This is a genomic window from Pseudarthrobacter sp. ATCC 49987, assembly GCF_009928425.1.
Lineage (GTDB): Bacteria > Actinomycetota > Actinomycetes > Actinomycetales > Micrococcaceae > Arthrobacter.
In genome coordinates this window covers 609,291-636,116 of record NZ_JAABNS010000001.1, presented here as the reverse complement: position 1 = coordinate 636,116, position 26,826 = coordinate 609,291, and the positions used below count along the sequence as shown (strand labels likewise).

At 65.5% G+C, this 26,826-nt stretch carries 21 protein-coding genes and 1 tRNA gene; 8 read left to right on the top strand and 14 right to left on the bottom strand.

Annotated features, from left to right (window positions below; translation table 11 throughout):
• Window positions 1-389 precede the first annotated feature (389 nt).
• A complete protein-coding gene (locus GXK59_RS03015) occupies window positions 390-4,289 on the bottom strand; it encodes a DNA-directed RNA polymerase subunit beta' (RefSeq protein WP_160664292.1) in 3,900 nt (1,299 codons plus the stop codon).
• Window positions 4,290-4,408: 119 nt separating this feature from the next.
• Window positions 4,409-7,927, bottom strand: a complete 3,519-nt coding sequence (rpoB, locus tag GXK59_RS03010; protein ID WP_160664290.1) for a DNA-directed RNA polymerase subunit beta — start codon at window positions 7,925-7,927, stop codon at window positions 4,409-4,411.
• 378 nt (window positions 7,928-8,305) lie between these two features.
• Between rpoB and GXK59_RS03005 the strand changes: the two genes are divergently transcribed.
• Together GXK59_RS03005 and GXK59_RS03000 are read left to right on the top strand one after the other, a co-directional pair.
• Window positions 8,306-9,505: an acetyl-CoA C-acetyltransferase gene (locus GXK59_RS03005; protein WP_160664288.1), complete on the top strand. Its 1,200-nt coding sequence runs from the start codon at window positions 8,306-8,308 to the stop codon at window positions 9,503-9,505.
• Between the two features lie 5 nt (window positions 9,506-9,510).
• The gene (locus tag GXK59_RS03000) at window positions 9,511-10,044 is read left to right on the top strand and encodes an aminoacyl-tRNA deacylase (RefSeq protein ID WP_160664286.1); all 534 of its coding nucleotides are present in this window, start codon (window positions 9,511-9,513) and stop codon (window positions 10,042-10,044) included.
• 35 nt (window positions 10,045-10,079) lie between these two features.
• Here GXK59_RS03000 and GXK59_RS02995 read toward each other — a convergent pair whose 3' ends face one another.
• From GXK59_RS02995 to GXK59_RS02950, 10 genes are all read right to left on the bottom strand, one after another.
• On the bottom strand, window positions 10,080-11,921 hold the full coding sequence (locus GXK59_RS02995; protein WP_160664283.1) for a bifunctional metallophosphatase/5'-nucleotidase: 1,842 nt from the start codon (window positions 11,919-11,921) through the stop codon (window positions 10,080-10,082).
• Window positions 11,922-12,136: 215 nt separating this feature from the next.
• Complete coding sequence (gene rplL, locus GXK59_RS02990; protein ID WP_024365995.1) at window positions 12,137-12,511, bottom strand: 50S ribosomal protein L7/L12; 375 nt, start codon at window positions 12,509-12,511, stop codon at window positions 12,137-12,139.
• Between the two features lie 73 nt (window positions 12,512-12,584).
• The gene (gene rplJ, locus GXK59_RS02985; protein ID WP_160664281.1) at window positions 12,585-13,193 is read right to left on the bottom strand and encodes a 50S ribosomal protein L10; all 609 of its coding nucleotides are present in this window, start codon (window positions 13,191-13,193) and stop codon (window positions 12,585-12,587) included.
• 311 nt (window positions 13,194-13,504) lie between these two features.
• Complete coding sequence (locus GXK59_RS02980) at window positions 13,505-14,614, bottom strand: GNAT family N-acetyltransferase (protein ID WP_160664279.1); 1,110 nt, start codon at window positions 14,612-14,614, stop codon at window positions 13,505-13,507.
• Window positions 14,615-14,771: 157 nt separating this feature from the next.
• A complete protein-coding gene (locus GXK59_RS02975) occupies window positions 14,772-15,878 on the bottom strand; it encodes a GNAT family N-acetyltransferase (protein ID WP_160664277.1) in 1,107 nt (368 codons plus the stop codon).
• Between the two features lie 83 nt (window positions 15,879-15,961).
• Entirely contained in the window at window positions 15,962-16,669 is a 708-nt protein-coding gene (gene rplA, locus GXK59_RS02970) for a 50S ribosomal protein L1 (protein WP_024365991.1), read from the bottom strand.
• A 140-nt stretch (window positions 16,670-16,809) separates the two neighbouring features.
• The gene (rplK, locus tag GXK59_RS02965; RefSeq protein ID WP_024365990.1) at window positions 16,810-17,241 is read right to left on the bottom strand and encodes a 50S ribosomal protein L11; all 432 of its coding nucleotides are present in this window, start codon (window positions 17,239-17,241) and stop codon (window positions 16,810-16,812) included.
• A 129-nt stretch (window positions 17,242-17,370) separates the two neighbouring features.
• Window positions 17,371-18,273, bottom strand: coding sequence for a transcription termination/antitermination protein NusG (gene nusG, locus GXK59_RS02960; protein ID WP_160664275.1), 903 nt, complete (start codon window positions 18,271-18,273; stop codon window positions 17,371-17,373).
• A 115-nt stretch (window positions 18,274-18,388) separates the two neighbouring features.
• Window positions 18,389-18,673 (bottom strand): preprotein translocase subunit SecE, encoded by a 285-nt coding sequence (gene secE / locus GXK59_RS02955; protein WP_160664273.1) that lies wholly within the window; start codon window positions 18,671-18,673, stop codon window positions 18,389-18,391.
• 79 nt (window positions 18,674-18,752) lie between these two features.
• A tRNA-Trp gene (locus GXK59_RS02950) sits at window positions 18,753-18,825 on the bottom strand.
• A gap of 285 nt (window positions 18,826-19,110) precedes the next feature.
• Between GXK59_RS02950 and GXK59_RS02945 the strand changes: the two genes are divergently transcribed.
• Window positions 19,111-20,328: a pyridoxal phosphate-dependent aminotransferase gene (locus tag GXK59_RS02945; RefSeq protein ID WP_160664271.1), complete on the top strand. Its 1,218-nt coding sequence runs from the start codon at window positions 19,111-19,113 to the stop codon at window positions 20,326-20,328.
• Window positions 20,329-20,486: 158 nt separating this feature from the next.
• Here GXK59_RS02945 and GXK59_RS02940 read toward each other — a convergent pair whose 3' ends face one another.
• Together GXK59_RS02940 and GXK59_RS02935 are read right to left on the bottom strand one after the other, a co-directional pair.
• Window positions 20,487-21,161 carry a LuxR C-terminal-related transcriptional regulator gene (locus GXK59_RS02940; protein WP_237393766.1) on the bottom strand — a complete coding sequence of 225 codons (675 nt, stop codon included), beginning with the start codon at window positions 21,159-21,161 and terminating at the stop codon, window positions 20,487-20,489.
• Window positions 21,158-22,570, bottom strand: coding sequence for an ATP-binding protein (locus GXK59_RS02935; RefSeq protein WP_160664269.1), 1,413 nt, complete (start codon window positions 22,568-22,570; stop codon window positions 21,158-21,160). The genes GXK59_RS02940 and GXK59_RS02935 overlap by 4 nt, the downstream gene beginning before the upstream one ends.
• A 124-nt stretch (window positions 22,571-22,694) precedes the next feature.
• Here GXK59_RS02935 and GXK59_RS02930 point away from each other — a divergent pair, with 124 nt between their 5' ends.
• The 5 genes from GXK59_RS02930 to GXK59_RS02910 all read left to right on the top strand — a co-directional run bounded on the left by GXK59_RS02930 (window position 22,695) and on the right by GXK59_RS02910 (window position 26,825).
• Window positions 22,695-24,323 carry a PspC domain-containing protein gene (locus GXK59_RS02930; RefSeq protein ID WP_160664267.1) on the top strand — a complete coding sequence of 543 codons (1,629 nt, stop codon included), beginning with the start codon at window positions 22,695-22,697 and terminating at the stop codon, window positions 24,321-24,323.
• 1 nt (window position 24,324) lies between these two features.
• The gene (locus tag GXK59_RS02925; protein WP_024367653.1) at window positions 24,325-24,621 is read left to right on the top strand and encodes a hypothetical protein; all 297 of its coding nucleotides are present in this window, start codon (window positions 24,325-24,327) and stop codon (window positions 24,619-24,621) included.
• A gap of 3 nt (window positions 24,622-24,624) precedes the next feature.
• Window positions 24,625-24,879 (top strand): PspC domain-containing protein, encoded by a 255-nt coding sequence (locus tag GXK59_RS02920; RefSeq protein ID WP_024367654.1) that lies wholly within the window; start codon window positions 24,625-24,627, stop codon window positions 24,877-24,879.
• Window positions 24,880-25,036: 157 nt separating this feature from the next.
• Entirely contained in the window at window positions 25,037-26,062 is a 1,026-nt protein-coding gene (locus GXK59_RS02915) for a 6-phosphofructokinase (protein WP_160664265.1), read from the top strand.
• A gap of 52 nt (window positions 26,063-26,114) precedes the next feature.
• Entirely contained in the window at window positions 26,115-26,825 is a 711-nt protein-coding gene (locus GXK59_RS02910; protein WP_160664264.1) for a GNAT family N-acetyltransferase, read from the top strand.
• Window position 26,826 lies beyond the last annotated feature (1 nt).

The following is a 26,826-nucleotide window of genomic DNA, read 5'->3' as shown; positions in this document are numbered from 1 at the left end:
CCGCGGACTCTCGTCCCGGATTGCCCCTAGGCATGCGAAAATGTGGCATACGTTGCACAAGAACCCTGCAAACCGGAAACGTCGTCCTGGTTCTAACTAGAACCGGCGCACTCATCCACTGCCACAATAACAATTAGTCTCAAGTCTAACACGGACAGGTCCCAGCCCTTAATCGGCGCCCTCACCCCCATCGGTTGCTCCGTTAACGCCGTTTTGATGACCCAAAAGGGCGTCAACGGAGCAATCGACGGGTTAAAGGAGGGTGGTCCCCCACCTTGCGGTGCGGACCCCGTCCGTTACAGCCAGCTTGTTAAACAGCAACGCGGGGTCACTTCGAGTCAATCCATGGTTCGGATTGGACTGTAGGTGACCCCGCGTTGTGTTAGCGGCTAGCGGAAGTCGTTGCCCAGGTCGTAGTCATCCAGCGGGATGGCGTGGAACTCAGGAGCTCCGTCGCCGCCCAGGGAATCATAGGAGAAGTCACTGAACGCGCTGGGGCCCGTAAACAGATTGGCCTTTGCTTCTTCAGTGGGTTCCACGGTGACCTCGGTGTAGCGCGGGAGGCCCGTGCCGGCCGGGATGAGCTTACCGATGATGACGTTTTCCTTGAGGCCGAGCAACGGATCGCTCTTGCCTTCCATGGCCGCCTGCGTCAGGACGCGGGTGGTCTCCTGGAAGGAAGCTGCGGACAGCCAGGACTCGGTCGCCAGGGACGCCTTGGTGATGCCCATGAGCTCGGGACGGCCGGAAGCCGGCGTCTTTCCCTCGGACACAACACGGCGGTTGGCATCTTCGAAGCGGCTGCGCTCGGCGAGCTCGCCGGGCAGCAGGTCCGATTCGCCGGACTCGATGACCGTGACGCGGCGCAGCATCTGGCGGACGATAACCTCGACGTGCTTGTCGTGGATACCGATGCCCTGGCTGCGGTACACACCCTGGACTTCGTCCACCAGGAACTTCTGCGCGGCACGGGGGCCCATGATGCGCAGAACCTGCTTGGGGTCGACCGGGCCGTTGATGAGCTTCTGGCCGACGCTGACGTGCTCGCCGTCTTCAATGAGAAGACGTGAACGGCGCAGAACCGGGTAAGCGATCTCTTCGGATCCGTCATCCGGGGTGATGACCAGGCGCATCTGGCGCTCGGACTCTTCGATGGTGATGCGGCCGGCTGCTTCAGCAATCGGTGCGACACCCTTCGGAGTACGGGCTTCGAAGAGCTCCTGGATACGGGGCAGACCCTGGGTGATGTCGTCGCCACCACTGGAGGAGACAGCACCACCAGTGTGGAACGTACGCATGGTCAGCTGGGTACCCGGCTCACCGATGGACTGTGCGGCGATGATGCCGACTGCCTCACCGATGTCGACGGTCTTACCCGTGGCCAGCGAACGGCCGTAGCACAGGGCGCAGGTTCCGACGCTGGACTCACAGGTGAGTACGGAGCGGACCTTGACCTCGGTGATGCCGGCTGCGAACAGTTCGGCAATGACGACGTCGCCGCAGTCGGTGCCGCCTGCTGCCAGGACCTTGCCCTTGGAGTCAACGACATCCACGGCCAGGGTACGGGCGTACGCGCTGTTCTCGACGTTCTCGTCGAGGACCAGTTCGCCGTTGGCGTCAGCCACGGCGATGGCGGTGATGAGACCGCGCTCGGTGCCGCAGTCCTCTTCCCGGACGATGACATCCTGCGACACGTCCACCAGACGGCGGGTCAGGTAACCCGAGTTGGCGGTACGCAGCGCGGTGTCAGCCAGACCCTTACGGGCACCGTGCGTGGCGATGAAGTATTCCAGCACCGAAAGGCCCTCGCGGTAGGAGGACTTGATCGGACGCGGGATGATCTCGCCCTTAGGGTTGGCCACCAGGCCACGGATACCCGCAATCTGTCGGACCTGCATCCAGTTACCACGGGCACCGGAGGACACCATGCGGTTGATGGTGTTCATCGGGGACAGGCTGTCACGCATCGCCTGGGCGATTTCGTTCGTAGCCTTGTTCCAGATCTCGATCAGTTCCTGGCGGCGCTCGTCGTCGTCGATCAGGCCCTTGTCGTACTGTCCCTGGATCTTGGCGGCCATGGTCTCGTAGCCGGCGAGGATCCGCGGCTTGTCCTTGGGCACCTCGATGTCGGAGATGGCGACGGTGACGCCGGACCGGGTGGCCCAGTAGAAACCGGCATCCTTCAGGTTGTCCAGCGTTGCCGCCGTGATCACCTTCGGGTAGCGCTCGGCGAGATCGTTGACGATCGTGGACAGTTCGCCCTTGTCCGCAACGTTCTCAACCCACGGGTAGTCCGCGGGCAGGGTCTCGTTGAAGAGGACCTGGCCCAGGGAGGTCTGGACGAGCACGGTCTGACCGGGCTCGTAGCCTTCCGGAGCTTCCCAGCCGGCGTAAGGGACGAAGCCCTCCAGCCGGATCTTGACCTGGGAGTTCAGGTGCAGCTCGTGGAGGTCGTACGCCATGATGGCTTCCGACACCGAGGAGAAGATCCGGCCTTCGCCAGCTGAACCGACACGCTTGGTGGTCAGGTGGTAGAGGCCGATGATCATATCCTGCGACGGCAGGGTCACCGGGCGGCCGTCAGACGGCTTCAGGATGTTGTTCGAGGACAGCATCAGGATGCGGGCTTCCGCCTGGGCTTCGGGGCTCAGCGGCAGGTGGACTGCCATCTGGTCGCCGTCGAAGTCGGCGTTGAAGGCGCCACAAACCAGCGGGTGAAGCTGGATTGCCTTGCCTTCAACAAGCTGCGGTTCGAACGCCTGGATGCCGAGACGGTGCAGGGTGGGTGCACGGTTCAGCAGCACGGGGTGCTCGGTGATGATCTCTTCGAGGACATCCCAGACCTGCGGGCGGTAACGCTCAACCATCCGCTTGGCCGACTTGATGTTCTGCGCGTGGTTGAGGTCAACCAGGCGCTTCATCACGAACGGCTTGAAGAGTTCCAGGGCCATCTGCTTCGGCAGACCACACTGGTGCAGCTTCAGCTGCGGGCCGACGACGATGACCGAACGGCCGGAGTAGTCGACGCGCTTGCCGAGGAGGTTCTGGCGGAAACGGCCCTGCTTGCCCTTGAGCATGTCGCTCAGGGACTTCAGCGGACGGTTGCCCGGTCCGGTGACCGGACGGCCGCGGCGGCCGTTGTCGAAGAGGCTGTCAACAGCTTCCTGAAGCATGCGCTTCTCGTTGTTGACGATGATCTCCGGGGCACCGAGATCAAGCAGGCGCTTGAGGCGGTTGTTGCGGTTGATCACGCGGCGGTAGAGGTCGTTGAGGTCGGAGGTCGCAAAGCGGCCACCGTCCAGCTGGACCATCGGGCGCAGTTCCGGCGGGATCACCGGGACGGCGTCCAGCACCATGCCGAGCGGGCTGTTGTTGGTCGTCAGGAATGCGTTGACCACCTTGAGCCGCTTCAGGGCGCGGGTCTTGCGCTGGCCCTTGCCGTTGGCGATGATGTCGCGGAGCATGTCCGACTCGGCCTGCATGTCGAAGTTCTCAAGACGCTTCTTGATGGCCTCGGCACCCATGGAGCCTTCGAAATACATGCCGTAGCGGTCACGCAGTTCGCGGTACAGGCCCTCGTCACCTTCGAGGTCGGCGACCTTGAGGTTCTTGAAGCGGTCCCAGACCTGCTCGAGCCGCTCGATCTCAGCATCCGCGCGCTTGCGGACGTTGGCCATCTGGCGGTCAGCGGAGTCGCGGGCCTTCTTCTTGTCGGCAGCCTTGGCGCCTTCGCCTTCGAGACGGGCAAGCTCGTTCTCGAGGTCGCGGGCGATCGTGGCGATGTCGGAGTCGCGGTTGTCGATCAGCTGCTTCTTCTCGATGTCGTGCTCAACCTGCAGGTTGGGCAGTTCCTCGTGGCGGCTGTCGGCGTCGACGCTCGTGATCATGTAGGCGGCGAAGTAGATGACCTTTTCGAGGTCCTTCGGTGCCAGGTCAAGGAGGTAGCCCAGGCGGGACGGAACACCCTTGAAGTACCAGATGTGCGTGACCGGGGCGGCCAGCTCGATGTGGCCCATGCGCTCACGGCGCACCTTTGCGCGGGTGACCTCAACGCCACACCGCTCGCAGATGATGCCCTTGAAGCGCACGCGCTTGTACTTACCGCAGTAGCACTCCCAGTCGCGGGACGGGCCGAAGATCTTCTCGCAGAAGAGGCCGTCCTTCTCAGGCTTGAGCGTGCGGTAGTTGATGGTTTCCGGCTTCTTAACCTCGCCGTAAGACCAGCCACGGATGTCTTCCGCGGTGGCGAGGCCGATCTGCATGAGGCCGAAGGAGGATTCGCTGGACATATGGTCCCTGTTCTCTCTTGTTCTCTAAATTCTGAAGTCTTGGGTTACGGGAAGAGGGAGGTGGTTACCGGGAAAAGTCAGGCGGCGGGGCCGCTTGGCTTCTCCCGGTAAACCCCCTGCTAAACCTCTTCTACGGAACTGGGCTCTGCACGAGACAGATCGATGCCCAGTTCTTCCGCAGCCGTGAAGACTGCGTCATCAGAGTCACGCATTTCAATTGTGGTTCCGTCCGTGGAAAGAACTTCCACGTTCAGGCACAGCGACTGCATTTCCTTGATCAAGACCTTGAAGGACTCAGGAACGCCCGGCTCCGGGATGTTCTCGCCCTTGACGATGGCTTCGTAGACCTTCACACGACCGTGGATATCATCCGACTTGATCGTGAGGAGCTCCTGGAGCGTGTAGGCGGCGCCGTAAGCTTCGAGCGCCCACACTTCCATTTCACCGAAGCGCTGGCCACCGAACTGTGCCTTACCACCCAGCGGCTGCTGCGTGATCATGGAGTACGGGCCGGTGGAGCGCGCGTGGATCTTGTCGTCCACCAAGTGGTGGAGCTTCAGGATGTACATGTAGCCGACCGAGATCGGATCCGGGAACGGCTCGCCGGAGCGGCCGTCGAACAAGCGGGTCTTGCCTGAGGAGTTGATCAGGCGGACGCCGTCGCGGGTGACGTTGGTGGAGTCGAGGAGACCGGTGATTTCCTCTTCACGAGCACCGTCGAAGACCGGCGTTGCAACAGTGGTCGAGCCACTCTCGCGCGGCAGGTTCGGCAGCTGCTTGAGCCACTCAGGCTCGCCCTCGATCTTCCAGCCGGTCTTGGCAACCCAGCCGAGGTGCGTTTCGAGCACCTGGCCGACGTTCATACGGCCCGGAACACCCAGCGGGTTCAGGACGATATCAACGGGGGTACCGTCGGCAAGGAAGGGCATGTCCTCGATCGGGAGGATCTTGGAGATAACGCCCTTGTTGCCGTGACGGCCGGCGAGCTTGTCGCCGTCGGTGATCTTGCGCTTGGCAGCGACGTAGACGCGGACCAGCTGGTTGACGCCCGGGGGCAGCTCGTCGTCGTTGTCGCGGTCGAAGACACGGACACCGATAACGGTGCCGGACTCGCCGTGCGGAACCTTCAGGGAGGTGTCGCGCACTTCGCGGGACTTCTCACCGAAGATGGCGCGCAGCAGGCGCTCTTCCGGGGTCAGCTCGGTCTCGCCCTTGGGCGTGACCTTTCCGACCAGGATGTCGCCGGCTTCGACCTCGGCACCGATGTGGATGATGCCACGCTCGTCCAGGCCGGCCAGGACTTCCTCGGACACGTTCGGGATGTCACGGGTGATTTCCTCGGCACCAAGCTTGGTGTCGCGGGCATCGATCTCGTGCTCCTCGATGTGGATGGAGGAAAGAACGTCCTCAGCCACGATCCGCTGGGACAGGATGATGGCATCCTCGAAGTTGTGGCCTTCCCATGACATGAATGCCACGAGCAGGTTCTTACCGAGGGCCAGTTCGCCCTGGTCCGTTGCCGGGCCGTCGGCGATGATGCCGCCGACTTCCAGACGCTGGCCTTCGTTCACCAGAACGCGGTTGTTGTAGCAGTTGCCCTGGTTGGAGCGGGCGAACTTGTTGATGCGGTAGTTGGTTTCCGTACCGTCGTCGTTGAGCACGATCACGAGCTCAGCGGAGACCTCGGTAACCACACCGGCCTTCTTCGCGATGGTGACGTCACCGGCGTCGACTGCAGCGGCGCGTTCCATGCCGGTACCGACAAACGGTGCCTCGGAACGGACCAGCGGCACGGCCTGGCGCTGCATGTTGGCACCCATGAGTGCGCGGTTAGCATCGTCATGCTCAAGGAACGGAATCAGGGCGGTAGCCACGGACACCATCTGGCGCGGGGAAACGTCCATGAACTCGACCTCGGCGGCGGGAACCAGCACGGGCTCGCCTCCACCACCACGGGCACGGACGAGGACCGTCTCTTCGGCGAACTTCTTGTTCTCGTCGAGCGGAGCGTTGGCCTGTGCGATCAGGACCTCTGCCTCGTCATCGGCCGTGAGGTACTCGACCTCATCGGAGACAACACCCTCGGACACGAGGCGGTACGGCGTCTCGATGAACCCGAACGGGTTGATCCGTCCGTAGGAGGCCAGCGAACCGATCAGGCCAATGTTCGGGCCTTCAGGGGTTTCAATGGGGCACATACGTCCGTAGTGGGACGGGTGAACGTCCCGGACTTCCATGCCTGCACGGTCACGGGACAGACCACCCGGGCCAAGGGCCGACAGGCGGCGCTTGTGGGTCAGACCCGACAGGGGGTTGTTCTGGTCCATGAACTGGGACAGCTGGGACGTTCCGAAGAACTCCTTGATCGCTGCCACGACGGGGCGGATGTTGATCAGGGTCTGAGGCGTGATGGCCTCGACGTCCTGGGTCGTCATACGCTCGCGGACAACGCGCTCCATACGGGACAGGCCGGTGCGGACCTGGTTCTCGATGAGCTCGCCGACGGCGCGGATGCGGCGGTTGCCGAAGTGGTCGATGTCATCGATCTCAACGCGCAGCTCGTGGTCCTGGCCGTCGCGCTTGCCCGTGAGGGTCTTCTCACCGGCGTGCAGGGCAACGAGGAACTTGATCATGGCGACAATGTCTTCAACGTGCAGGACAGACGCTTCCTTGTCGCCAAGGGAGCGGTCGATGCCGAGCTTGCGGTTGATCTTGTAGCGGCCAACCTTGGCCAGATCGTAGCGCTTGGAGTTGAAGTACAGGTTGTCCAGCAGGGACTGGGCAGCCTCGACCGTGGGCGGCTCGCCCGGTCGCAGCTTCCGGTAGATGTCCAGCAAGGCATCTTCGCGGGTTTCGGTGGCGTCCTTCTCCAGCGTTGCGCGCATAGAGTCGTACTGGCCGAACTCTTCGAGGATCTGGCCTTCGGTCCAGCCGAGGGCCTTCAGCAGCACCGTGACGGACTGCTTGCGCTTGCGGTCGAGGCGAACGCCGACCTGGTCGCGCTTGTCGATTTCGAGTTCGAACCAGGCGCCGCGGGACGGGATGATCTTCGCGGTGAAGATGTCCTTGTCGCTGGTCTTGTCGGCGGTGCGCTCAAAGTAGGCGCCCGGGGAGCGGACCAGCTGCGAGACAACAACACGTTCGGTGCCGTTGACGACGAAGGTGCCCTTCTCGGTCATCAGCGGGAAGTCACCCATGAACACGGTCTGCTGCTTGATTTCGCCCGTGTTGTTGTTCATGAATTCGGCCTTGACGTACAGCGGCGCCGAGTACGTTGCGTCCCGGTCCTTGCACTCAGCCATGGTGTACTTCGGATCAGCGAACTCCGGCTCCGAGAAGCTCAGGGACATGGTGCCCTGGAAATCCTCGATCGGGGAGATCTCTTCAAAGATGTCAGACAGACCCGAGGAGGTGGCGACGCTGAGGTCGCCTTCTTCGACGGCCTTGGCTACGCGTGCCTGCCAGCGTTCGTTTCCGACCAGCCAGTCAAAGCTGTCCGTTTGCAGGGCAAGCAGATTCGGAACGTCAAGAGGTTCGTGAATCTTTGCGAATGAGAGCCGGCGGGTTGCACCGTCGGTGCTGTCGGCATTGATAGCGGTTGCAGCGTTGTTTACATTAGAGGTGCTCGAGGCGACCAAGAGGGATCCTTCCACAGACCTTCAGGCGTTTTCAGATCTCCCCCGTTATGCACCCTGCGGAGTGACTCCGCAGTGCTACCAGTCCGGTTCCGCTATATGACCCGGGACCCGCGCTGGCCATGGGTGGTGCACGTTGTAGACGGCACATTGATGGCGCAGCTGCCAGGCTAAGCCCACCGCTATATGAAGGCTGAAGGTAAACAGGGAAGACGCAAATATCTACGATACGGCAAAGCAACCTACTTGTCTACCCCACTTCGCGCGGGATTGCAAGCACGGGGCCGCGGCGCCGGTCCGGCTCCCCCGGCGGGCGAATGGCCCCGTGACTGGGGGCACGATAGCCTTGCTGTACATCGTTCAAGATCGGAAGAGAAAACCATGAGCAACTCTGCAGACAACAATGATGTCGTCATCCTCGCTGCCGCCCGCACGCCCCAGGGACGCCTCAACGGGCAACTCGCGAGCTTCACAGCCGTGGAACTCGGCGCGCACGCCATCCGTGCGGCCCTGGCCGCCAGCGGCGTGAAGGCCGAGCAGGTGGACTCGGTGATCATGGGCCAGGTGCTGCAGGCCGGAGCCGGCCAGAACCCCGCGCGCCAGAGCGCCATCGGCGCCGGCATCGGCTGGAACGTCCCCACGGTGACCATCAACAAGGTCTGCCTCTCCGGGCTGACCGCCGTGATCGATGCGGCCCGGATGATCCGCAGCGGCGACGCCACCGTCGTCGTCGCCGGCGGTCAGGAATCCATGACCCGGGCGCCGCACATCCTCCCGGGTTCCCGGCAGGGCTGGACCTACGGTTCCATCCAGGCCCTCGACGTCGCGGCCCATGACGGCCTGACCGACGCCTTCGACGGGCAGTCCATGGGCTTGTCCACCGAGACCAAGAACCTCACGCTGGGGATTGACCGCGCCTCCCAGGACGAGGTGGCGGCAGCGTCGCACCAGCGCGCCGCCCGGGCCGCCAAGGACGGCGTGTTCGACGGCGAAATCGCCCCGATCAGCGTCAAGCAGCGCAAGGGCGACCCGGTCATCCTGGCCGCGGATGAGGGCATCCGGCCCGACACGACTGTCGGCTCGCTGGCAGGCCTGCGGGCGGCATTCGTCACGGACGGCACCATCACGGCGGGCAACTCCTCTCCCCTGTCCGACGGCGCCTCCGCCCTCGTGCTGTCCTCGCGAAAGTTCGCCGAGGATAACGGCCTTGACTACCTTGCGGTGGTCGGCAAGCCCGGCCAGGTGGCCGGCCCGGACAACTCGCTGCACTCCCAGCCCTCCAACGCGATCAACAGTGCACTGCACAAGGCCGGCTGGTCCGCCGCCGACCTGGACTTCATCGAGATCAACGAGGCCTTCGGTTCCGTCGCCGTGCAGTCACTCAAGGACCTCGGCTACCCGTTGGAGAAGTGCAACATCCACGGCGGCGCAATCGCGCTGGGCCACCCGATCGGCGCCTCCGGCGCCCGGCTTGCGCTGCATGCGGCGCACGAGCTGAAGCGGCGCGGTAGCGGCAAGGCTGCTGTGTCCCTCTGCGGCGGCGGCGGCCAGGGCGAAGCGCTCCTGCTGTTCCGCGACTGAGCGCCATGACCGACAACGGAGTGTCGGAAGACTCAGTGCCTGGACCCGGCGCGGCGGCCACCGGTGGTGGCGCCGCCGGCCGGGAACGGTTCCTGGCGGACGCCGCCGCCCGCGGCCTCGATGTGCAGCTCGTGGAGCGCCTTGCCGCGAAAAGCCTCGAGGAGGCGGCCCGGATCCTCGGAATCGAGCCCGGGGATATCGTGAAGTCCCTCGTGGTCAAGCACAAGGACGGCAGTTTCCTCTTCGCGCTCATCCCGGGCGACCGGCAGATTTCCTGGCCCAAGCTCCGCGCGCTGATCGGGGTGAACAAGCTGTCACTTCCGACTGCGGACGTCGCCCTGGATGCCACCGGATACGAGCGCGGCACCATCACACCGCTCGGCAGTACCGTGGCCTGGCCGGTCTACGCGGACCGGAGCATCACCGGACGCCGGGTTTCCCTGGGGGCGGGCGAGCATGGCTACAGCGCCTTCGTGGACGCCGACGCCCTGACCGCCGCCCTCGATGCCGTGGTCGCGGACATCTCCGAACCGAACTAGCCCAGCCGGGTTAACTTCAACGAACTGCGTTGCCGTTAGGCCGTGACGGTCAGAGCCTCTCCGTTGACGGTGAGCCGCCAGTTGTCCTGGCTGAACACGGCCACGTCCAGGGTGGCGTGATCCACGACGTAGTCGATGATCCGTTGCCGGATTTCCTGCTGGCTGTTGGAGAGCACCGGTGCCGTCTTCACGGCGGGGAAGTTGCCGCCGCCGCTCTGCCGGTAGTTGTTGATGGCCAGGGCGAATTCCTGGTCCATCCGGAGGGCCTCGGTGCCGTAGCTGAGGCCGGTGATGCGCTGCCCCACCGGCCTGGCGAGGTCGATCTCGTAGTTCAAGGGTGCGTCAAGGCCGTACACGACGTCGTAGTTGTAGTCCGGCGTCCCGCCCGGGGCCATGGCTGTGGCAGCGTTGGTAACGTCGGCGGCACGTGCTGTGGTGCTGAGGACCGGCTTGAAGTACTGCGCGGACCATTCCAGGTAATCCTTGACCTGGGCTCCAGTGACCTTGATGGAGAGCAGCGTGTTGTCGAAGATGTAGAGACCGGCGACGTCCCTGATGGTCAGCGGCCCGGCTTTGACGTCCACCGAGCGGGAGAAGGCCGCAGCGATCGAGAGCACCGGCAGGCCGGCAGCCGGGCCGTTGGCCAGTTCGGCCTTGATGGTGCTGGCCTGGACGTAATTGATGGCGTCGATGGCCGCCGAGTCCTCCCAGCAGGCGGTGGCCGTGTTGAGCGGGGCCGTGGACGTGCCAATCACCTCGTTGACGTACTTTACGGTGGCCTCGTGCCCGGCCCGGACGGCCCGCACGACGGCGGGATCGGCGTCGACCGTCTTGGCGTCCAGCAGGTGCGAGTGTGCGGCGGTCACCGTCCATTGGCCCTTGTCCTTGGCCAGCTCCAGATCCATGACGGAGACCCGCATGCCCCACTTGAGCGGTTCGGTCAGGAGGACCGGCTTGCCGGTGGCCTTGTTGGTGACGAAGCGTTCCGGGATCTCCAGGTGGGCGTGGCCGACCAGGATGGCATCGATGCCGGGAACCTCTTCGGCCAACTGCGTGGAGGCGTTCTCCGGGAACGGCAGGGCATCGCCGTAGGAGGATCCCGGGGTCGCGCCCGAGTGGCTCGTGACAATGACAATGTCGGCGCCGGCGGCCTTCAGCTGCGGGATGACGACTTTGGCTTCCTCGACGATGCCGTTGAAGTCCAGCTTGCCCTGGACGTTGTCGCGGTCCCACAGGGCACAGCCGGGGGTGACAAAGCCGACCAGGCCCACGGTGACCCAGCCGTTGTCCGTCTTGACCCGCTTGAGGACGTACGGGCTGAAGGCGCGGCGTCCGGTGACGGCGTCGTGGACGTTGGCGCCCAGCAGGGGGAAGTCGAGCTGGCTTTCCCAGGTGCGCAGCAGCGGGATGCCGTAGTTGAACTCGTGGTTGCCGAGGCCGACGGCGTCGTAGCCCACCGCGTTCATGGCCAGCGCCATGGGGTGCTTGACCGTCGCGGACACGGGGTTGATCTTGGCGAAGTAGTAGGCCAGCGGTGTCCCCTGAATGGTGTCGCCGGCGTCGATGGTGAGCGTGTTCGCCGCTCCCCGCTCGGCCCGCATCGCCTTGATCAGGGTGGCCGCCTGGGCGATGCCGATCTTGTTTCCTGCCGTGTCGGCGTAGGGAGTGTTCTTGAAGTAATCCCAGTTGAAGACGTTGTTGTGCAGGTCGGTGGTGCCAAGCACCGTCAGGGTGAACGGCTTCCGGCCGGAGCCCGGGGCACCGCTCCCAGCCTGGGCGGCCGGGGCTCCGGCCAGGGTCGCGGCGGCGGCGCCGCCCCCGACAAGGGCCGCGGTGAGCATGGCGCGGCGGGAGAGCGGAGTGTTGGGGTCGGTCATTGTGTGAGCTCCTCAAAGTTGGCGGCCTGTTGGCACAAAGCCAAAGTCTAGGGGCGCACCTGCCCGGGAGAACAGAGAGTCAGCAATCTTTTTTGGGAATTCACGTTCCGTTGGCTTCCGGCCGGAACGCAGGAAACCCCGCCCACCGGAGTGGACGGGGTTTCCCGGAGCGGAACGGGAACACGTGGTTCCCGGACAGTTCCTGAAGCGGCGAGTTACTTGAGGGTAACGCGAGCGCCGGCTTCTTCGAGCTGTGCAACAGCCTTCTCGGCAGCTTCCTTGGTGACGCCTTCGAGGATGGCCTTCGGGGCGCTGTCAACAACGTCCTTGGCTTCCTTGAGACCCAGGGAAGTGATGGCGCGAACTTCCTTGATGACTGCAATCTTCTTGTCGCCCGGGTGCTCCAGGATGACGTCGAATGCGGTCTGCTCTTCTTCTTCAGCGGCGCCGCCGGCAGCGGGGCCAGCAACTGCAACAGCAGCAGCCGTAACTTCGAAGGTCTCTTCGAAGAGCTTTACGAACTCAGAGAGCTCGATGATGGTCAGTTCCTTGAAAGCTTCAATGAGCTCTTCGTTGGTGAGCTTCGCCATGGTGTGGCGTCCTTCCTATAGTGGTGCTCGGCGGCCGGAGCCGTGCCCTTGCACCGGAGTCTGGTTTAGAGAGTTAGTTCTCTTCGGGAGCTGCGGCGTCGGCCGAAGCTTCAGCGGCGGCGTCGGCCGGGGCTTCGGCAGTTGCGTCGGCCGGGGCTTCGTCAGCGGCGGGCGCTTCGGCTTCAGCCGGTGCACCGTTCTCTTCTTCAAGCTTGAGGCGCAGCGCGTCGATGATGCGTACAGCGGCGGCAGCAGGAGCCTTGAGGATGCCTGCAACCTTGGCGAGCTGCAGCTCGCGGGACTCGAGTGCTGCCAGGGCAGCAACTTCGCTGGCGTTCAGTGCCTTGCCCTCGAAGTAACCGGTCTTGATAACCAGCTGCTTGTTGGTCTTGGCAAAATCCGTCAGGCTCTTGGCAGCGGCAACTGCGTCACCCTTGATGAACGCGATTGCAGTGGGGCCGGCGAGCTGGCCGTCGAATGCTTCGACACCAGCTTCCTTGGCTGCAATGGCGGTCAGGGTGTTCTTGACGACCGAGAACTTGGTGTCCTGGCCGAGAGAGACACGCAGCTGCTTGAGCTGTGCAACGGTGAGCCCGCGGTATTCGGTCAGGACAGCGGCGTTCGATTCCTTGAAATCGTTAGTGATCTCAGCTACTGCTGAAACCTTGCTAGGCGTTGCCATAACCCTCCTTCCGGGGATAGTGCCGGTGTTTCCCGGGCCCCGCTCAAAAGAGCTAGAAACTAAAAAACGCCCCGCGCAGATGCACGGGGCTTGTCTCGACGCAGTCCATGACTGCGGAGCTTTGCTTCGTTCACCTGCGCCGGCCGCCCTATGTTCAGGGTCCTTCGTCTGGAGATCCACTGGCTCTCCCGGCGCGACTGCAGAAGTGAGTCTTGCTTGGGAGAGTGGATTTCCAACAACCGACGGTCTTTGGTTCCCCCAGCTTACGCGAGCCGGGCCGTGTGCTCCAAATCGGGCGCCTGACGTGCCGTTCAGCTGACGCTGGGTCCGAAGTCCGGGAGCTCCTTTTGCCAGATTCCCGTCACGCCTGCGGTCGTGAACCCCAGCTGCTGGTTGACCTTCAGCAGGTACCGGTTTTCCGGGGCATTCCAGGTGTAAAGGACCCGCGCGTCCGGGAACTGCTCGGCGAGACGTTCCATGTTCGCGACCTTGCTCAGCAGGCCCAGCTTGTTGCCGCGGTGCTCGCTGAGGACCATGGTGTCGTCCTGGAACACGACGTCGGGCCGCAGCGCCAGGACGCTGATGGTGGTCAGGCCCACCAGCTCGCCGCTGCCGATATGTTCGACGGCGGTGACCACTGTCCGGCGTCCCTGCGCGATGGCGACGTCTTCCGCCTCGCGGAGGATGCCGCCGTCGAACACCATGTCCGTGTCGTCGGCTCCGGGCACTCCGTCTTCGCCCGCGCTGTTTTCCAGCACTGCGACGGCCTCGAGCCACTGGTCCGGGCACCGGTCCGTCCAGTGGTGCAGGCGGTAGCGGCCTGCGTTGGCTTCCTCGGCCTCGGTTTCCAGCTCCTCCACGAGCTTGCTGTCGAGGGGCAGCGTGCAGGCACTGAACTGTTCGATGTGTTGCAGGGTGTAGCCGCTGCGGCGGGCGAACTCGACCTCCCGGCTGTCCATCGGGACGAAACCGAGGCCCGTGCCGGGCACGAGCTGCCCGGCTTCGCTGTCGCCCAGTGAGGAACTCGGGTGGTTCGTGTCGATCAGGATGGTGTGGCGGCCCTCGTCGCGGGCGAAGTGTTCCGCCGCTTCGAGAAGCTGCCGGCCCACTCCCCGTCCCTGAAACTCCGGCAGGACGTCGAGGGCGAATTCGGCCAGGTCGAGGTTGTCCGCGAGAGGCAGCGCAATGTCGACGGTTCCGGCGATTTCCCCGCCCACCCTGGCCACGAGAATGACCTGGCGCTCGTACGGGTCCGCCATTTCCAGCAGCTTTTCCTGCGGCGCGTAGGCGAGATCGTCGCTCCCCCAGGTCTGCATTCGCACCTTGCGTCCCACTTCGACGGCGGCAATGAAGTCGGCGGCGTCCGTCCCGTCAAGGGAATCGGGGATCCACAGCTGTTCAATCCGTACGTCGTTTGCCATAACGGGCATCATCCCCAGCTGTTCTGCCATCCATGGGTGCCGGAAACCCGGCGACAACCGGGTTACCACCGCCAGCATATGCCGGTTTGCGCCAGCGTTCCATCACTACGGTTCCATCTGGTTCCATCATCGACGTGCGGCGGGCCCTCTTCGCCGTTCAGCCGCCGGTGCCGACGCTCCGCTGCCATTCCCCGTCCCAGCCGGCGGCCCGGAAGCCCAGCGCACTATTGATCGCGAGCATGTGATCGTTTTCTGCTGCGTTAAACGTGATGACGCGTTCCACGGCCGGATACTCCGCCAGCAGTCGTCGAAGGTTGCCGATCTTGACGAGCATGCCCAGTCTGTGGCCGCGGTGGCTGGCTGCGACAAGGGTGTCGTCCTGATCGGCCAGCCACGGTTTCGACGGCGTGAGTTGCAGCACCGAGTATGCGGCCAGTTCACCGCTGTCCCGGTGCCGGGCGGCCGCCACGAGGGACTCCAGTCCGGCCCGCCGCCACGTGTCCTCGACATGGCGGACCCGTGCCACATCCCACTCCTCCGGGTCGTAGCTCAGGTTTCCGGTCGGTGCGTCTGTGCTCATCCGGGACATCAACACGGCGAGCTGGCCGGCGTACTCCTCCGGGCAGCGGCCCGTCCAGGACACAAGCTCGTACTCCTCCCCCGCTGTGGCCAGCGCCTCCCGTTCCAGCGCGTCCCACGATGCGGCATGGGCGGGAACATCCAGGGCGCTGAAGCGCGAGACCTGTTCCAGGCGGTAGCCGGCCCGCAGGGCAAAGTGGACCCCCCTCGCGTCAACGGGAACCGCTCCCGTTCCGGTGGCCGGTCTCACGGTGGCGTCCCGGTCCTCCGGGTCGAAGCCGGCGGGATGCTCCGTGTAGCTCTGCAGGATGGTGCGGCCGGCCGCGGTTGCCAGCGCTTCCGCGTGGCGCAGCAGGGCCTGTCCAATCCCCCGGCCGCTGAACTCCTCAAGCACGTCGACGTGGACCATCGCGCTGCGGAGGTTCTCCTGGAGCTCGCAGCGGACCCACGACCGGGCAGCCATCCGCCCGTTCTGGCGCACGAAGAAGAGCTGGATCTTCCGGTACTCGTTGTCCCGCCAGAACTGCAGGCGGGCCTCGGGCGGGGTTGACCGGTCCAGGTTGCCCCAGGTTTGGAGTGTGAGGGCGTCGCATAATGCTCCGACGTCGAGGAAATTGCCCGCGTCCGGGGAATCGAGGGCGTCCGGGAGTACGAGGCGTTCGATGCGGTACGGCGCTGTGGTCACCGGAACAGCGTAACCGTGCCCCAAAACGCAGAAAAGACCGCCCCGCAGATGCGGGACGGTCTTTTCCTATTGCCTACTGAGGATTAGACCTCGGTCAGGACCTTGGTGACGTTGGGGTCAACCGAGATGCCCGGGCCAAACGTGGTGGCGACGGTAGCCTTCTGGATGTACCGGCCCTTGGAAGCGGACGGCTTGAGGCGAAGAACCTCTTCCAGCGCGGCGGCGTAGTTCTCGGCCAGCTTGAGGGCGTCGAACGAGACCTTGCCGATGATGAAGTGCAGGTTGGAGTGCTTGTCGACGCGGAAGTCGATCTTGCCGCCCTTGATGTCGTTGACGGCCTTGGCGACGTCAGCGGTCACGGTGCCGGTCTTCGGGTTCGGCATCAGGTTACGCGGACCCAGGACCTTACCGAGGCGGCCAACCTTGCCCATGAGGTCAGGGGTGGCGACGGCGGCGTCGAAGTCGGTCCAGCCGGCTGCGATCTTTTCGATCAGGTCATCGGAACCAACGAAGTCGGCGCCGGCCGCGATTGCTGCCTCAGCCTTGTCGCCCGTTGCGAAGACGAGGACGCGGGCGGTCTTACCGGTGCCGTGGGGCAGGATAACGGTGCCGCGGACCATCTGGTCGGCCTTGCGAGGGTCTACGCCCAGGCGGAAAGCGACCTCAACGGTGGCGTCGAACTTGGACGGGTTGGTGTCCTTGGCCAGCGTCACTGCCTCGAACGGCGCGTAGAACTTCTCCGCGTCGATCTTGGCTGCGGCTGCCTCATATGCTTTGCTGCGCTTTGCCATGCTGCTTATTTCTCCTTGTGCAGTTGTGGTCTGCGGACCGCGCTGGGCCCTGCCACAGTCGGGGCCCGGCCGGTTTATCCGTGCCGGGTTTCCAACATTTCAATGTTTAGGTGGTGCCGGTTGCCCGGCGGTAAAGGCTATTAGCCTTCGACGGTGATACCCATGGAGCGGGCGGTGCCGGCGATGATCTTCGCGGCGCCTTCAAGGCTCGTGGCGTTGAGGTCTTCCATCTTGGTGGTGGCGATCTCGTTCACCTGGGCCTGGGTCAGCTTGGCAACCTTGACGGTGTGCGGGGTCGGTGAACCCTTGGCAACGCCTGCAGCCTTCTTGATGAGTTCCGCGGCCGGCGGGGTCTTGGTGATGAACGTGAATGAACGGTCCTCGTAGACCGTGATTTCAACCGGAATAACGTTGCCGCGCTGGGCTTCCGTCGCAGCGTTGTACGCCTTGCAGAATTCCATGATGTTGACACCGTGCTGGCCAAGCGCAGGACCGATCGGCGGGGCCGGGTTAGCGGCACCTGCCTGGATCTGCAGCTTGATGAGGCCGGTGACCTTCTTCTTGGGAGCCAATGTAGGGTCCTTCTCTCAATTTCGTCCTGGGGCACAGGAGCGTGCCTCAGGTTGGTGGCCGCCATGGCGAGGCGGCCGGCCGCTCCAGGGCTGCTAAGCGGGCAGTCCGGAGCGAATTCTGTGGGAAAGCTAGATCTTGCTGACCTGGTTGAAGGCCAGCGTGACCGGGGTCTCGCGCTCGAAGATGGAGACCAGCACCACGAGGGTCTGGGAGTCCACCTTGATTTCGGAGATCGTGGCCGGAAGGGTCTCGAACGGACCTTCCTTGACGATGACGGACTCGCCGACCTCGAAGTCGACGTCGATCTGCGCGGCTGCGTGCTTGATGGGCTTGCCCTTCTCGGCCTGCTCTTCTTCGAAGACCGGGGCGAGCATGGAGAAGACCTCATCGAGGCGCAGCGGGACCGGGTTGTGGGCGTTGCCCACGAAGCCGGTGACACCGGGGGTGTGGCGGACGGCGCCCCAGGAGGCATCCGTCAGGTCCATCCGGACCAGGACGTAACCCGGGATGCGGACGCGGTTGATGACCTTGCGCTGAGCGTTCTTGATCTCAACGACTTCCTCCATCGGAACCTGGATCTCGAAGATGTAATCTTCCATGTCCAGGGTCTGGATGCGGGTTTCAAGGTTGGCCTTGACGCGGTTTTCGTAGCCGGCGTAGGAGTGGATGACGTACCAGTCACCCTCCTGGCGGCGCAGCTTGGCCTTGAACTCGTCAGCCGGATCAACCTCAGCGGCGGCGGCAGCGGCTGCCAGCGCGTCGCCCGACTCGGCTGCGTCTTCACCGGTGGCGGCTTCGTCGGTGGCGGCTTCGTCGGTGGCGGCTTCGTCGTCAGAGCCCGCCTCGACAGACTCTGCTGCGGCGGCGTCGCCGGCTTCTGCCGTGTCTGCCTCGTCAGCCGTGTCTACCTCGTCAGCGACGTCGGATGCGGGCGCAGCGGACGCGGCCTCGGACTGTTCCCCGGTTTCCACCGCGGCGTCCTGGCTCTTATCCAGCTCAGTCTCAGTTACCTCGAGCTCCTGCTCAGACACTTGGTCTCCTGCTTCCTCATTGCCTAACATGCCTATTTAAATGACTCAATTCCGCACACCCCGCGGAACCTCCGGAATCCCGGTGGTGATCCACGCAGTCTGCGGACCGGTCGCCTTAGCGGTCCGTGGGGCCCGTGCCGCCGAAGACCCAGCCCACGCCGATCCCGAAGGCCAGATCCAGCACGGTGACGATGAGCATCATGATGACCACGAACACCAGCACCACGAGCGTGTAGTTGATCAGTTCTTTGCGGGTCGGTGCAACGACCTTCTTCAGCTCGCCGATGACCTGGCGGACGAAGAGCGTGATTCGAGCGAAAAAGCCTGCCTTGGGGGCATTCTTGGCGGGGCGGCCACTGGAGCTGCTTGCAGCCGTTTCGGTCACCTGGATCTCACTCATCCTCGCAAATGTCGGATACCCGGCTCTGAACTGAACCATGGTTGCTGCGCTTGCTCCGGAGAAACCGGAGCAGCTTGCGCAGGGCAGACAGGACTCGAACCTGCAACCTGCGGTTTTGGAGACCGCTGCGCTACCAATTGCGCCACTACCCTATGGATCGAAAAGCACTTCCGGCCCGTTTCCCCAGACTTCCCTGAGGCGCAGACCATCATCGTGTTTTCAACACCGGAGAACCAGTCTACGCAAGAACTGCGCCTACGTCGAACCGGCCACTCCGGACGCCCGCCCCACCGGGAAATCAGCCTCGAAAATGTCCTGACGAACATGCAGTCACATTTCCACGCCGGCACCGCGGGCGATCCGGTGAACAGCATAGAGTAGGTTCCGTCGAATCCCACAAACAGCCACCGAAGCTGCTAGCGAAGAATGGACCCGCGATGCCTGCCGCCCGCATTTCACAGCGTATTTCCGCCATAGCCGAATCCGCCACGTTGGCTGTTGATGCCAAGGCGAAGGCGTTGAAGGCGGCCGGCCGGCCGGTCATCGGCTTCGGCGCCGGCGAGCCGGACTTCCCGACCCCCGACTACATCGTGCAGGCAGCCATCGCGGCAGCAAGCCAGCCGAAGTACCACCGCTATTCCCCGGCGGGCGGGCTGCCGGAACTGAAACAGGCCATCGCCGACAAGACGTTCCGGGATTCCGGCTACCGGGCCGAGGCGTCCCAGGTGCTCGTCACGAACGGCGGCAAGCAGGCCGTATATAACACCTTCGCCACGCTGCTTGACCCGGGCGACGAGGTCATTGTCCCGACGCCCTTCTGGACCACCTACCCGGAAGCCATCCGGCTCGCCGGCGGCGTTCCGGTGGAGGTCTTCGCCGGACCGGAGCAGGGATATCTGGTCACCGTGGAGCAGCTCGAGGCGGCCCTCACGGACCGCACCAAGATCCTCCTCTTCGTCTCCCCCTCGAACCCCACCGGAGCCGTGTACTCCCCGGAGCAGGTCCGGGAGATCGGCCAGTGGGCCGCCGCCAAGGGCCTGTGGGTGGTCACGGACGAGATCTACGAGCACCTGACGTACGACGGCGTGCCCTTCACCTCGATCGCCACGGCCGTCCCGGAGCTGGGCGACAAGGTGGTGATCCTCAACGGCGTGGCGAAAACCTACGCCATGACCGGCTGGCGCGTGGGCTGGATGATCGGCCCGGCCGACGTCATCAAGGCCGCCACCAACCTGCAGTCGCACGCCACCTCCAACGTGTCCAACATCCCGCAGATGGCCGCCCTCGCCGCAGTCTCCGGCCCGCTGACTGCCGTCGACGAGATGAAGCTCGCCTTCGGCCGGCGCCGCAAAGCGATCGTGGCCGGCCTGAACGCCATCGAGGGTGTGGAATGCCCGACGCCGAAAGGCGCCTTCTACGTCTACGCGGACGTCCGTGCCCTGCTCGGCAAGGAGTTCCCGTCCGCGAACGGTCCCGTCCGGCCCTCGACGTCGGCGGAGCTGGCCGCGCTGATCCTGGATGAGGTCGAGGTGGCCGTCGTTCCGGGCGAGGCTTTTGGTCCTTCCGGCTACCTGCGCCTGTCCTACGCCCTCGGCGACGAGGACCTCGCCACCGGCGTCGCCCGCCTGCAGGACTTCCTCGGCAAGGCCAAATAGGACGCTCCCGCAGATCCTGCAGCACTAAACCCGACGCTCCCGCACCCCGCACCCCTGGACATGCCCAGCGGCAAACACCAGCAGTGCGCAGAATGCCATTCTGCCCACTGCTGGTGTCCAAGAATGAGCATGTCCCGTGGGTGCATGGTGCGGGAGGGTCAGAGGAGCCGGCGCTCGGCGGCCCAGCGGGTGAGTTCGTGCCGGCTGGAGAGCTGGAGTTTTCGCAGCACCGCCGAGACGTGGGTTTCGACCGTCTTGATCGAGATGAACAGCTCCTTGGCGACTTCCTTGTAGCTGTAGCCGCGGGCGATGAGCCGCATCACTTCGAGTTCGCGGGCTGACAGCCTGTCCAGTTCGTCGTCGGCAATATCCGCAGGGGCGGTCCCGAAGGCATCCAGCACAAAGCCCGCCAGCCGGGGAGAGAAGACGGCGTCCCCGCCCGCAACCCGGCGGACGGCGTCGGAAATTTCCGCACCCGAAATGGTTTTGGTGACATAGCCGCGCGCCCCTGCCCGGATCACGGAGACGACGTCCTCGGCCGCGTCCGAGACGCTCAGCGCCAGGAACCGCGTGCTGCCAAACAAGGGTGCCGAGCCGGCCAGCACCTCGCGTCCGCCGCCGCCGAGCCCGCCGGGAAGGTGGACATCGAGGAGCACAACGTCGGGTCGGACGGCTGCGATCACGGCAACGGCGTCTTCCACGGTTGCGGCCTCGCCGGCAACGATGATGTCCGGATCCAGGTCGGCCTTCAGGCCGGACCGGAAGATGGTGTGGTCGTCCACGATCACCACCCGGATCCCTGGGACGGGAGTGCCCGTTTCGGTGTTGCTCACAGTTTTGCCTCTCCGTTGCTGTTGTTGGCGGAAGCGCCGGTGGATGCTCCCGCTGGCTGGGGCAGCCTGAGCCGCACCTCGGTGCCGTCCTGGTTGCTGGTGATGGTGGCAGTGCCGCCGTGGCGTTTCATCCGGCCCACTATCGACTCACGGATTCCCAGCCGGTCAGCGGGGACTGCGTCCGGGTCGAAGCCGGGACCGCGGTCCTTCACGAAGACCTCCGCCGCGCCGTCCGTGACTTCCAGGTACACCGACACGGCGCCCCCGCCGTGCCGGGCGGCGTTCAGCATCGCCTCCCGGGCGGCCTGGACGAGCGCCTCGTGGCGTTCGGTCATGGCACAGTCGCCCACGGCTACCACCTCGACCGCGTGGCCCAGGGAGTCCTCCACTTCCGCCGCCGCGGCCTGGATGCCCTCGGACAACTGACCGGCTTCCTTGCCCGGATCCCGGTACAGCCAGCCCCTCAATTCGCGCTCCTGGGCCCGTGCGAGGCGCACGACGTCGGTCTCGTTGCCGGCGCGCCGCTGGATCAGGGCAAGGGTCTGCAGTACCGAGTCGTGGAGGTGCGCCGCGATCTCGGCCCGTTCGGTGGCGCGGACCCGCCCGGCCCGCTCCGCTTCAAGGTCCCGCCAGAACTTCAGCCCCCAGGGCAGCAGCACCAGGGCCACGCCGCCCAGCACCGCCACCGAGGCCAGCAGGGCAAGCCAGGTCTGTTCCCACGACCCTGACCCGGACACCATAAGCAGGACTCCGGTCACAACCAGGGCCAGCCCGGCGGCGAGGCGTGCCCAGCCGCCGGCCTGGTCCGCTTTGGTCTTGTCCACGAGGCCGGCCCGGCGCGTCTCATCCAGTTGCATCCAGGCGATGGCCGCGCCGCCCAGGATGGCCGCAACCGGGATGAGGGTCCCGAGGGGAACATCAACGCCAAGCAGGCGTGCGATCAGGATGCCGGCGGCCAGCAGCAGGCCCGCTCCGAGCAGAATCTCCTTGCCGTAGCGCATGCCGGTGACCCGGTCCCGCCAGGAACCGCCAGGGGCTGCCCCGTCCGGCGCAGCCGCCGGTCCCGGCGCTGCGCCTACTGCTGGTGCGGCCAGGCCCGGGGAGGCGGCCGCCGTCGGGAGCCCGGAGTAGAGGTCCGCGTAGGCCAGGTGGGGCTGGCTCACGGCCGGGGCAATGGGCGACGCCGGCTGGCGGGCATTGCGCTTGGCGCTTTCGTCAGCGGTGGGAACCATGATCCAGAGCCAGGCGTAGAACGCCACACCGGCGCCGCCGGCGAGCGCGGCGACGGCCATCCCGATCCGGACCATCCGCACCGGCCAGCCCAGGTGCCGGGCGAGGCCGGCACAGACGCCGGCTACCACCCGGTCGCTGCCGCGGACCAGCGGCGGGCGGGACGCGGCGGTTGTCATGAGTCAATCCAAGCACGGATCAGGGTTCCCCGGACGTGTTTCCAGCCCTAACCGGGGGCGACTCAGGGACAGTTCAGGGTGTTCCCCAGTAGAGCGGAATCGTGGCGGACGGGAGGATCGAAGTATGAATCCGCACACTGAGCACCCTGATGAAGGCGACGTCCCTTCGGGCAGCACCGCCGGACAACCTGCCGGGTCACCGGCGGAACCAGCCGCAGAACCAGCCACAGGAGCACCGGCCGAGCGGTCGCCGGCCACCTCTGCCGGTTCCGCCGCGGACCGGGCGCCTGCCGCAGACGACTCCGCCACCGCTCCGGTTGATACGTCCGCGACTCTGCCGCTGGACTTCCCGGCCGGCGCCGGGACGCCGCCGCCCCCGCCGCCGCCGCACTATTACGGTCCAACACCCCCGCCGGCCGGCAGCCAGCCGCAGAACTTCTTCGACTGGATCCGCAGCCAGGGCATCCACCGCGGGCGCGAGCGCTGGGTGGGCGGGGTGGCCAGTGGCATCGCCGGGCGCTTCGGCGTCGACCCGCTGATTGTCCGCGGCATCCTGATTGTCCTGACAGTCTTCGCCGGCGTCGGAGTCCTCCTCTATGGCATCGCGTGGGCACTCCTGCCCGAGCCCGATGGCCGCATCCACGTCCAGGAGGCCGCCGCCGGCCGGTGGTCGTCCGGCATGACCGGGGCCCTGATCACCACGATCATCGGCTTCCCCAGCCTGGGCACCGGCGTCTGGGGCTGGGACCGCTACGGCGTCGGCCCTTTCATCTGGACCGTCTTCTGGGTGGGCGGCGTCATCTACCTCATCTACTACCTGAGCCAACGCAACAAGCCCCGGAACGGAGTGACACCCCTGTCCCCGAGCCCGCAGACCGGCGGCCCGGCAGGCCCCGCCTACCCACCGGCCGCGGCAACACCTTCGACACTCTCGACACCGGCAACGCCGGGAACGCCTTTCGCCACGACCGGCTACGGCGCGTCGACTGCGCTGCCCCGCTATGGCGAGTCAACCGTGCCCGGACCGGGCTGGGGCGCGCCTCCGCCGTCGGGCCCCATGCCTCCCCCCGGGGGCGGCTACCGGCCGGTGCCGGGCGGCGGACCTGTCCCGCCGGCCAAACCCCGGAACCTCGGCCCCGGCGCCCCCGCGGTGGCGGTGACCGCCGGGCTCGCACTGCTGGTGGGCGGCGGCATCAAGGCCCTCGACGTCGCGAACGTGATCGACCTTGGCACCTCCAGCAATGCCGTCGTCTGGGCCAGCGCCGCCGTGGTCCTGGGTCTCGGGATCCTCATCGCCGGGCTCCGGGGCCGCACCTCGGGCATCCTCGGATTCTTCGCCGCGGTCGCCCTGATCGTCGGCGGCATCTTCAATGTGCTCCCCAACGGCGACCGCTTCCGCCCGCAGAACGCCGACTGGTCACCGGTGAGCATCGAGCAGGCGCTGGGGGGCTTTGATATCACGGCCGGCACCGGGACCGTGGACCTGACCAGGATCTCACTTAATCCTCCGCTGGGAACAGATCTGGTGGTCCCCATTGACGCGACGGTAAGCAACCTCACGGTGGTTATCCCGAACACTGTTCCGGTGGAGGTCCGCGCCGACATGACCATGGGCAACCTCAACGAAGGCAGCCAGAACCACGGCGGCATGACCACCCAGCAAAGCAACTACAACACCGGCAAGCCGGGAGCGACACTGGTCGTGAAGATCAACGGCACCTTCAGCAACGTCACCATCAAGGAAGGGAACTGACATGAGCAGCTATGACGCACCGTCCGGCAGCCCGGAAGGCAGCAGCCCCGCCACTCCCCCGCGCTCCGGCGCCCCGGAGCCGCCGGAGGATTCCCCGCCGCGCGTGGGCACCATCGTCTGGGGGCTGATTGTGGTGGCCCTCGCCGCACTGATCATCGTTTCCCAGCTCGGCATCGTCGCGCTCAACGGCACCTACGTGGTGATCGGCCTGATGATCGGCGCGGGGGCGGCACTTGTGGTGGGCGGGCTGCTTTCGGCCCGCGGACGTGACAAAGCAGCATCGACAGGGAAGTCTTGAACCATGGAAAAGTTCTTCAGCACCGTCAGGGGCCTCGGCCTGAAACGTGGTCCGCAGCGCTGGTTGGGCGGTGTCTGCGGCGGCATCGCCGCCAAGCTGAATGTGGATGTCGCGTTCGTCCGGATCGCGTTCCTGCTCTTCGCGTTGCTTCCCGGTCCGGCCTTCGTGTTCTATCTGGCGGCCTGGCTGCTCCTCCCGGACCAGCGGAACGCCATCGTCCTTGAGACGTTCCTGGCGAATCGTTCGTCCCGCCCCTAAGATCCCGCCCGCGAGACGGGAAGTGCCCCTGCCGCCCGGCGGGGGCACTTCGCCGTTGTCACCGTTTGTGTCCCGGCCCACATGCGCTACTAGACTCTAGGTGAGCTCAGCGTGGCGCTCTGCCTGTAACCCTTCGAACCAGGATTTGAGCCGAGACATGAAAATTGGAATCCTCACCAGTGGCGGCGACTGCCCCGGGCTGAACGCCGTCATCCGTGGCGCCGTCCTGAAGGGCATCGCCGTGCATGGCCACGAGTTCGTGGGGTTCCTGGACGGCTGGCGCGGCGTCGTCGAGGGCGACACCATCGATATCCCCCGCACCATGGTCCGCGGCATCGCCAAGCAGGGCGGGACCATCCTGGGCACCTCCCGCACCAACCCGTTCGAAAACAACGGCGGGCCCGAGGTCATCAAGGCCAATATGGACCGGTTGGGCATCGACGCCCTCATCGCCATCGGCGGGGAAGGCACCCTGGCCGCGGCCAAGCGGCTCACCGACGCCGGCCTGAAGATTGTCGGCGTCCCCAAGACCGTCGACAACGACCTCGACGCAACGGACTACACCTTCGGCTTCGACACCGCCGTCGAGATCGCCACCGAGGCGATCGACCGGCTGCGGACCACTGGCGAGTCCCACCACCGCTGCATGATCGCCGAGGTCATGGGACGCCACGTTGGCTGGATCGCCCTGCACGCCGGCATGGCCTCGGGCGCCCACGCCATCCTGATTCCGGAGCAGAAAGCCTCCATGGAGCAAATCGCCGAATGGGTCGTCTCCGCACGCGACCGCGGCCGCGCTCCGCTCGTGGTCGTCGCGGAGGGCTTCGTGCCGGATGACCAGGAAACGCCGCATTCCGAACGCGGGCTGGACACCTTCGGCCGTCCGCGGCTGGGCGGGATCTCCGAGCGGCTGGCCCCCGAACTGGAGGCCATGACCGGCATCGAAACCCGGGCGACGGTCCTGGGCCACATCCAGCGCGGCGGGGTCCCCACCGCATTCGACCGTGTGCTGGCGACCCGCCTGGGCATGGCCGCCATCGACTCGGTCGTCGAAAAACGCTGGGGCACCATGGTGTCCCTTAACGGCACCGACATCGTCCATGTGGGCTTCGACGCCGCGCTCGGCAACCTCAAGACCGTCCCGCAGTACCGCTATGACGAGGCCGCGGTCCTCTTCGGCTGAGCCGCCTGATCCGCTGCACTGGGCCGCACACGCCGGTGGGTAGGGTGGAGCCATGACACTTGAGCCCGGTTCGGTCGATATCATCCAGCTCGCGTGGGCCCGCCGCCTGGGCCTCGACGACGGCGCGTTTGCGGCTGCCGCGGGCGAACGCATCGCACGTGCCGACGAGTCGGCCCGCGCCGTCCAGTTCGTCCGGCTGTTCGGCAATTCCGCCCTGGTGGGACCGCAATGGGCGCTCGACGCCGCCGTCGGGCTGTCCGACGGGGAACTGGCCCAGCACGGCACCATGTTGACCATCACACGGGACCACGGCGGCCACGGGCTCGGCGCCGCGGCGCTGTTCTTCGCGGACGACCTGCCCCTGCAGCAGCCCGCGGAGGAACTGACCGTCTCGCAGGGCAGCCCGGAAGCGGTCGAGCTGGAAGCCGCCTGCCCGCCGGATGACGTCAACGAAGTGGGCCTCTCGGACCTCGAGCACCGCTTCACCATCATGCACCTGGAGGACGGCCGCCGGACCCCGGTGGCCTGCGGCGCCTACACCGAGTGGGAGGGCATCCTGGCCCAGATGGGGGTGCTGGTCGCCCCGGAGTGGCGCCGCCAAGGACTGGGCTCATTGGCCGCCTCCATCGCGGCCCATGAGGCCCTCGCCTCCGGGCTGACGCTGCAGTGGCGTGCCGAGGTCAGCAACAAAGGCTCCCTGGCCATCGCCCGCAGTCTGGGTTTTTCCGCCGGCGGCATCCAGACCAGTGTGCTGCTGGGATGAC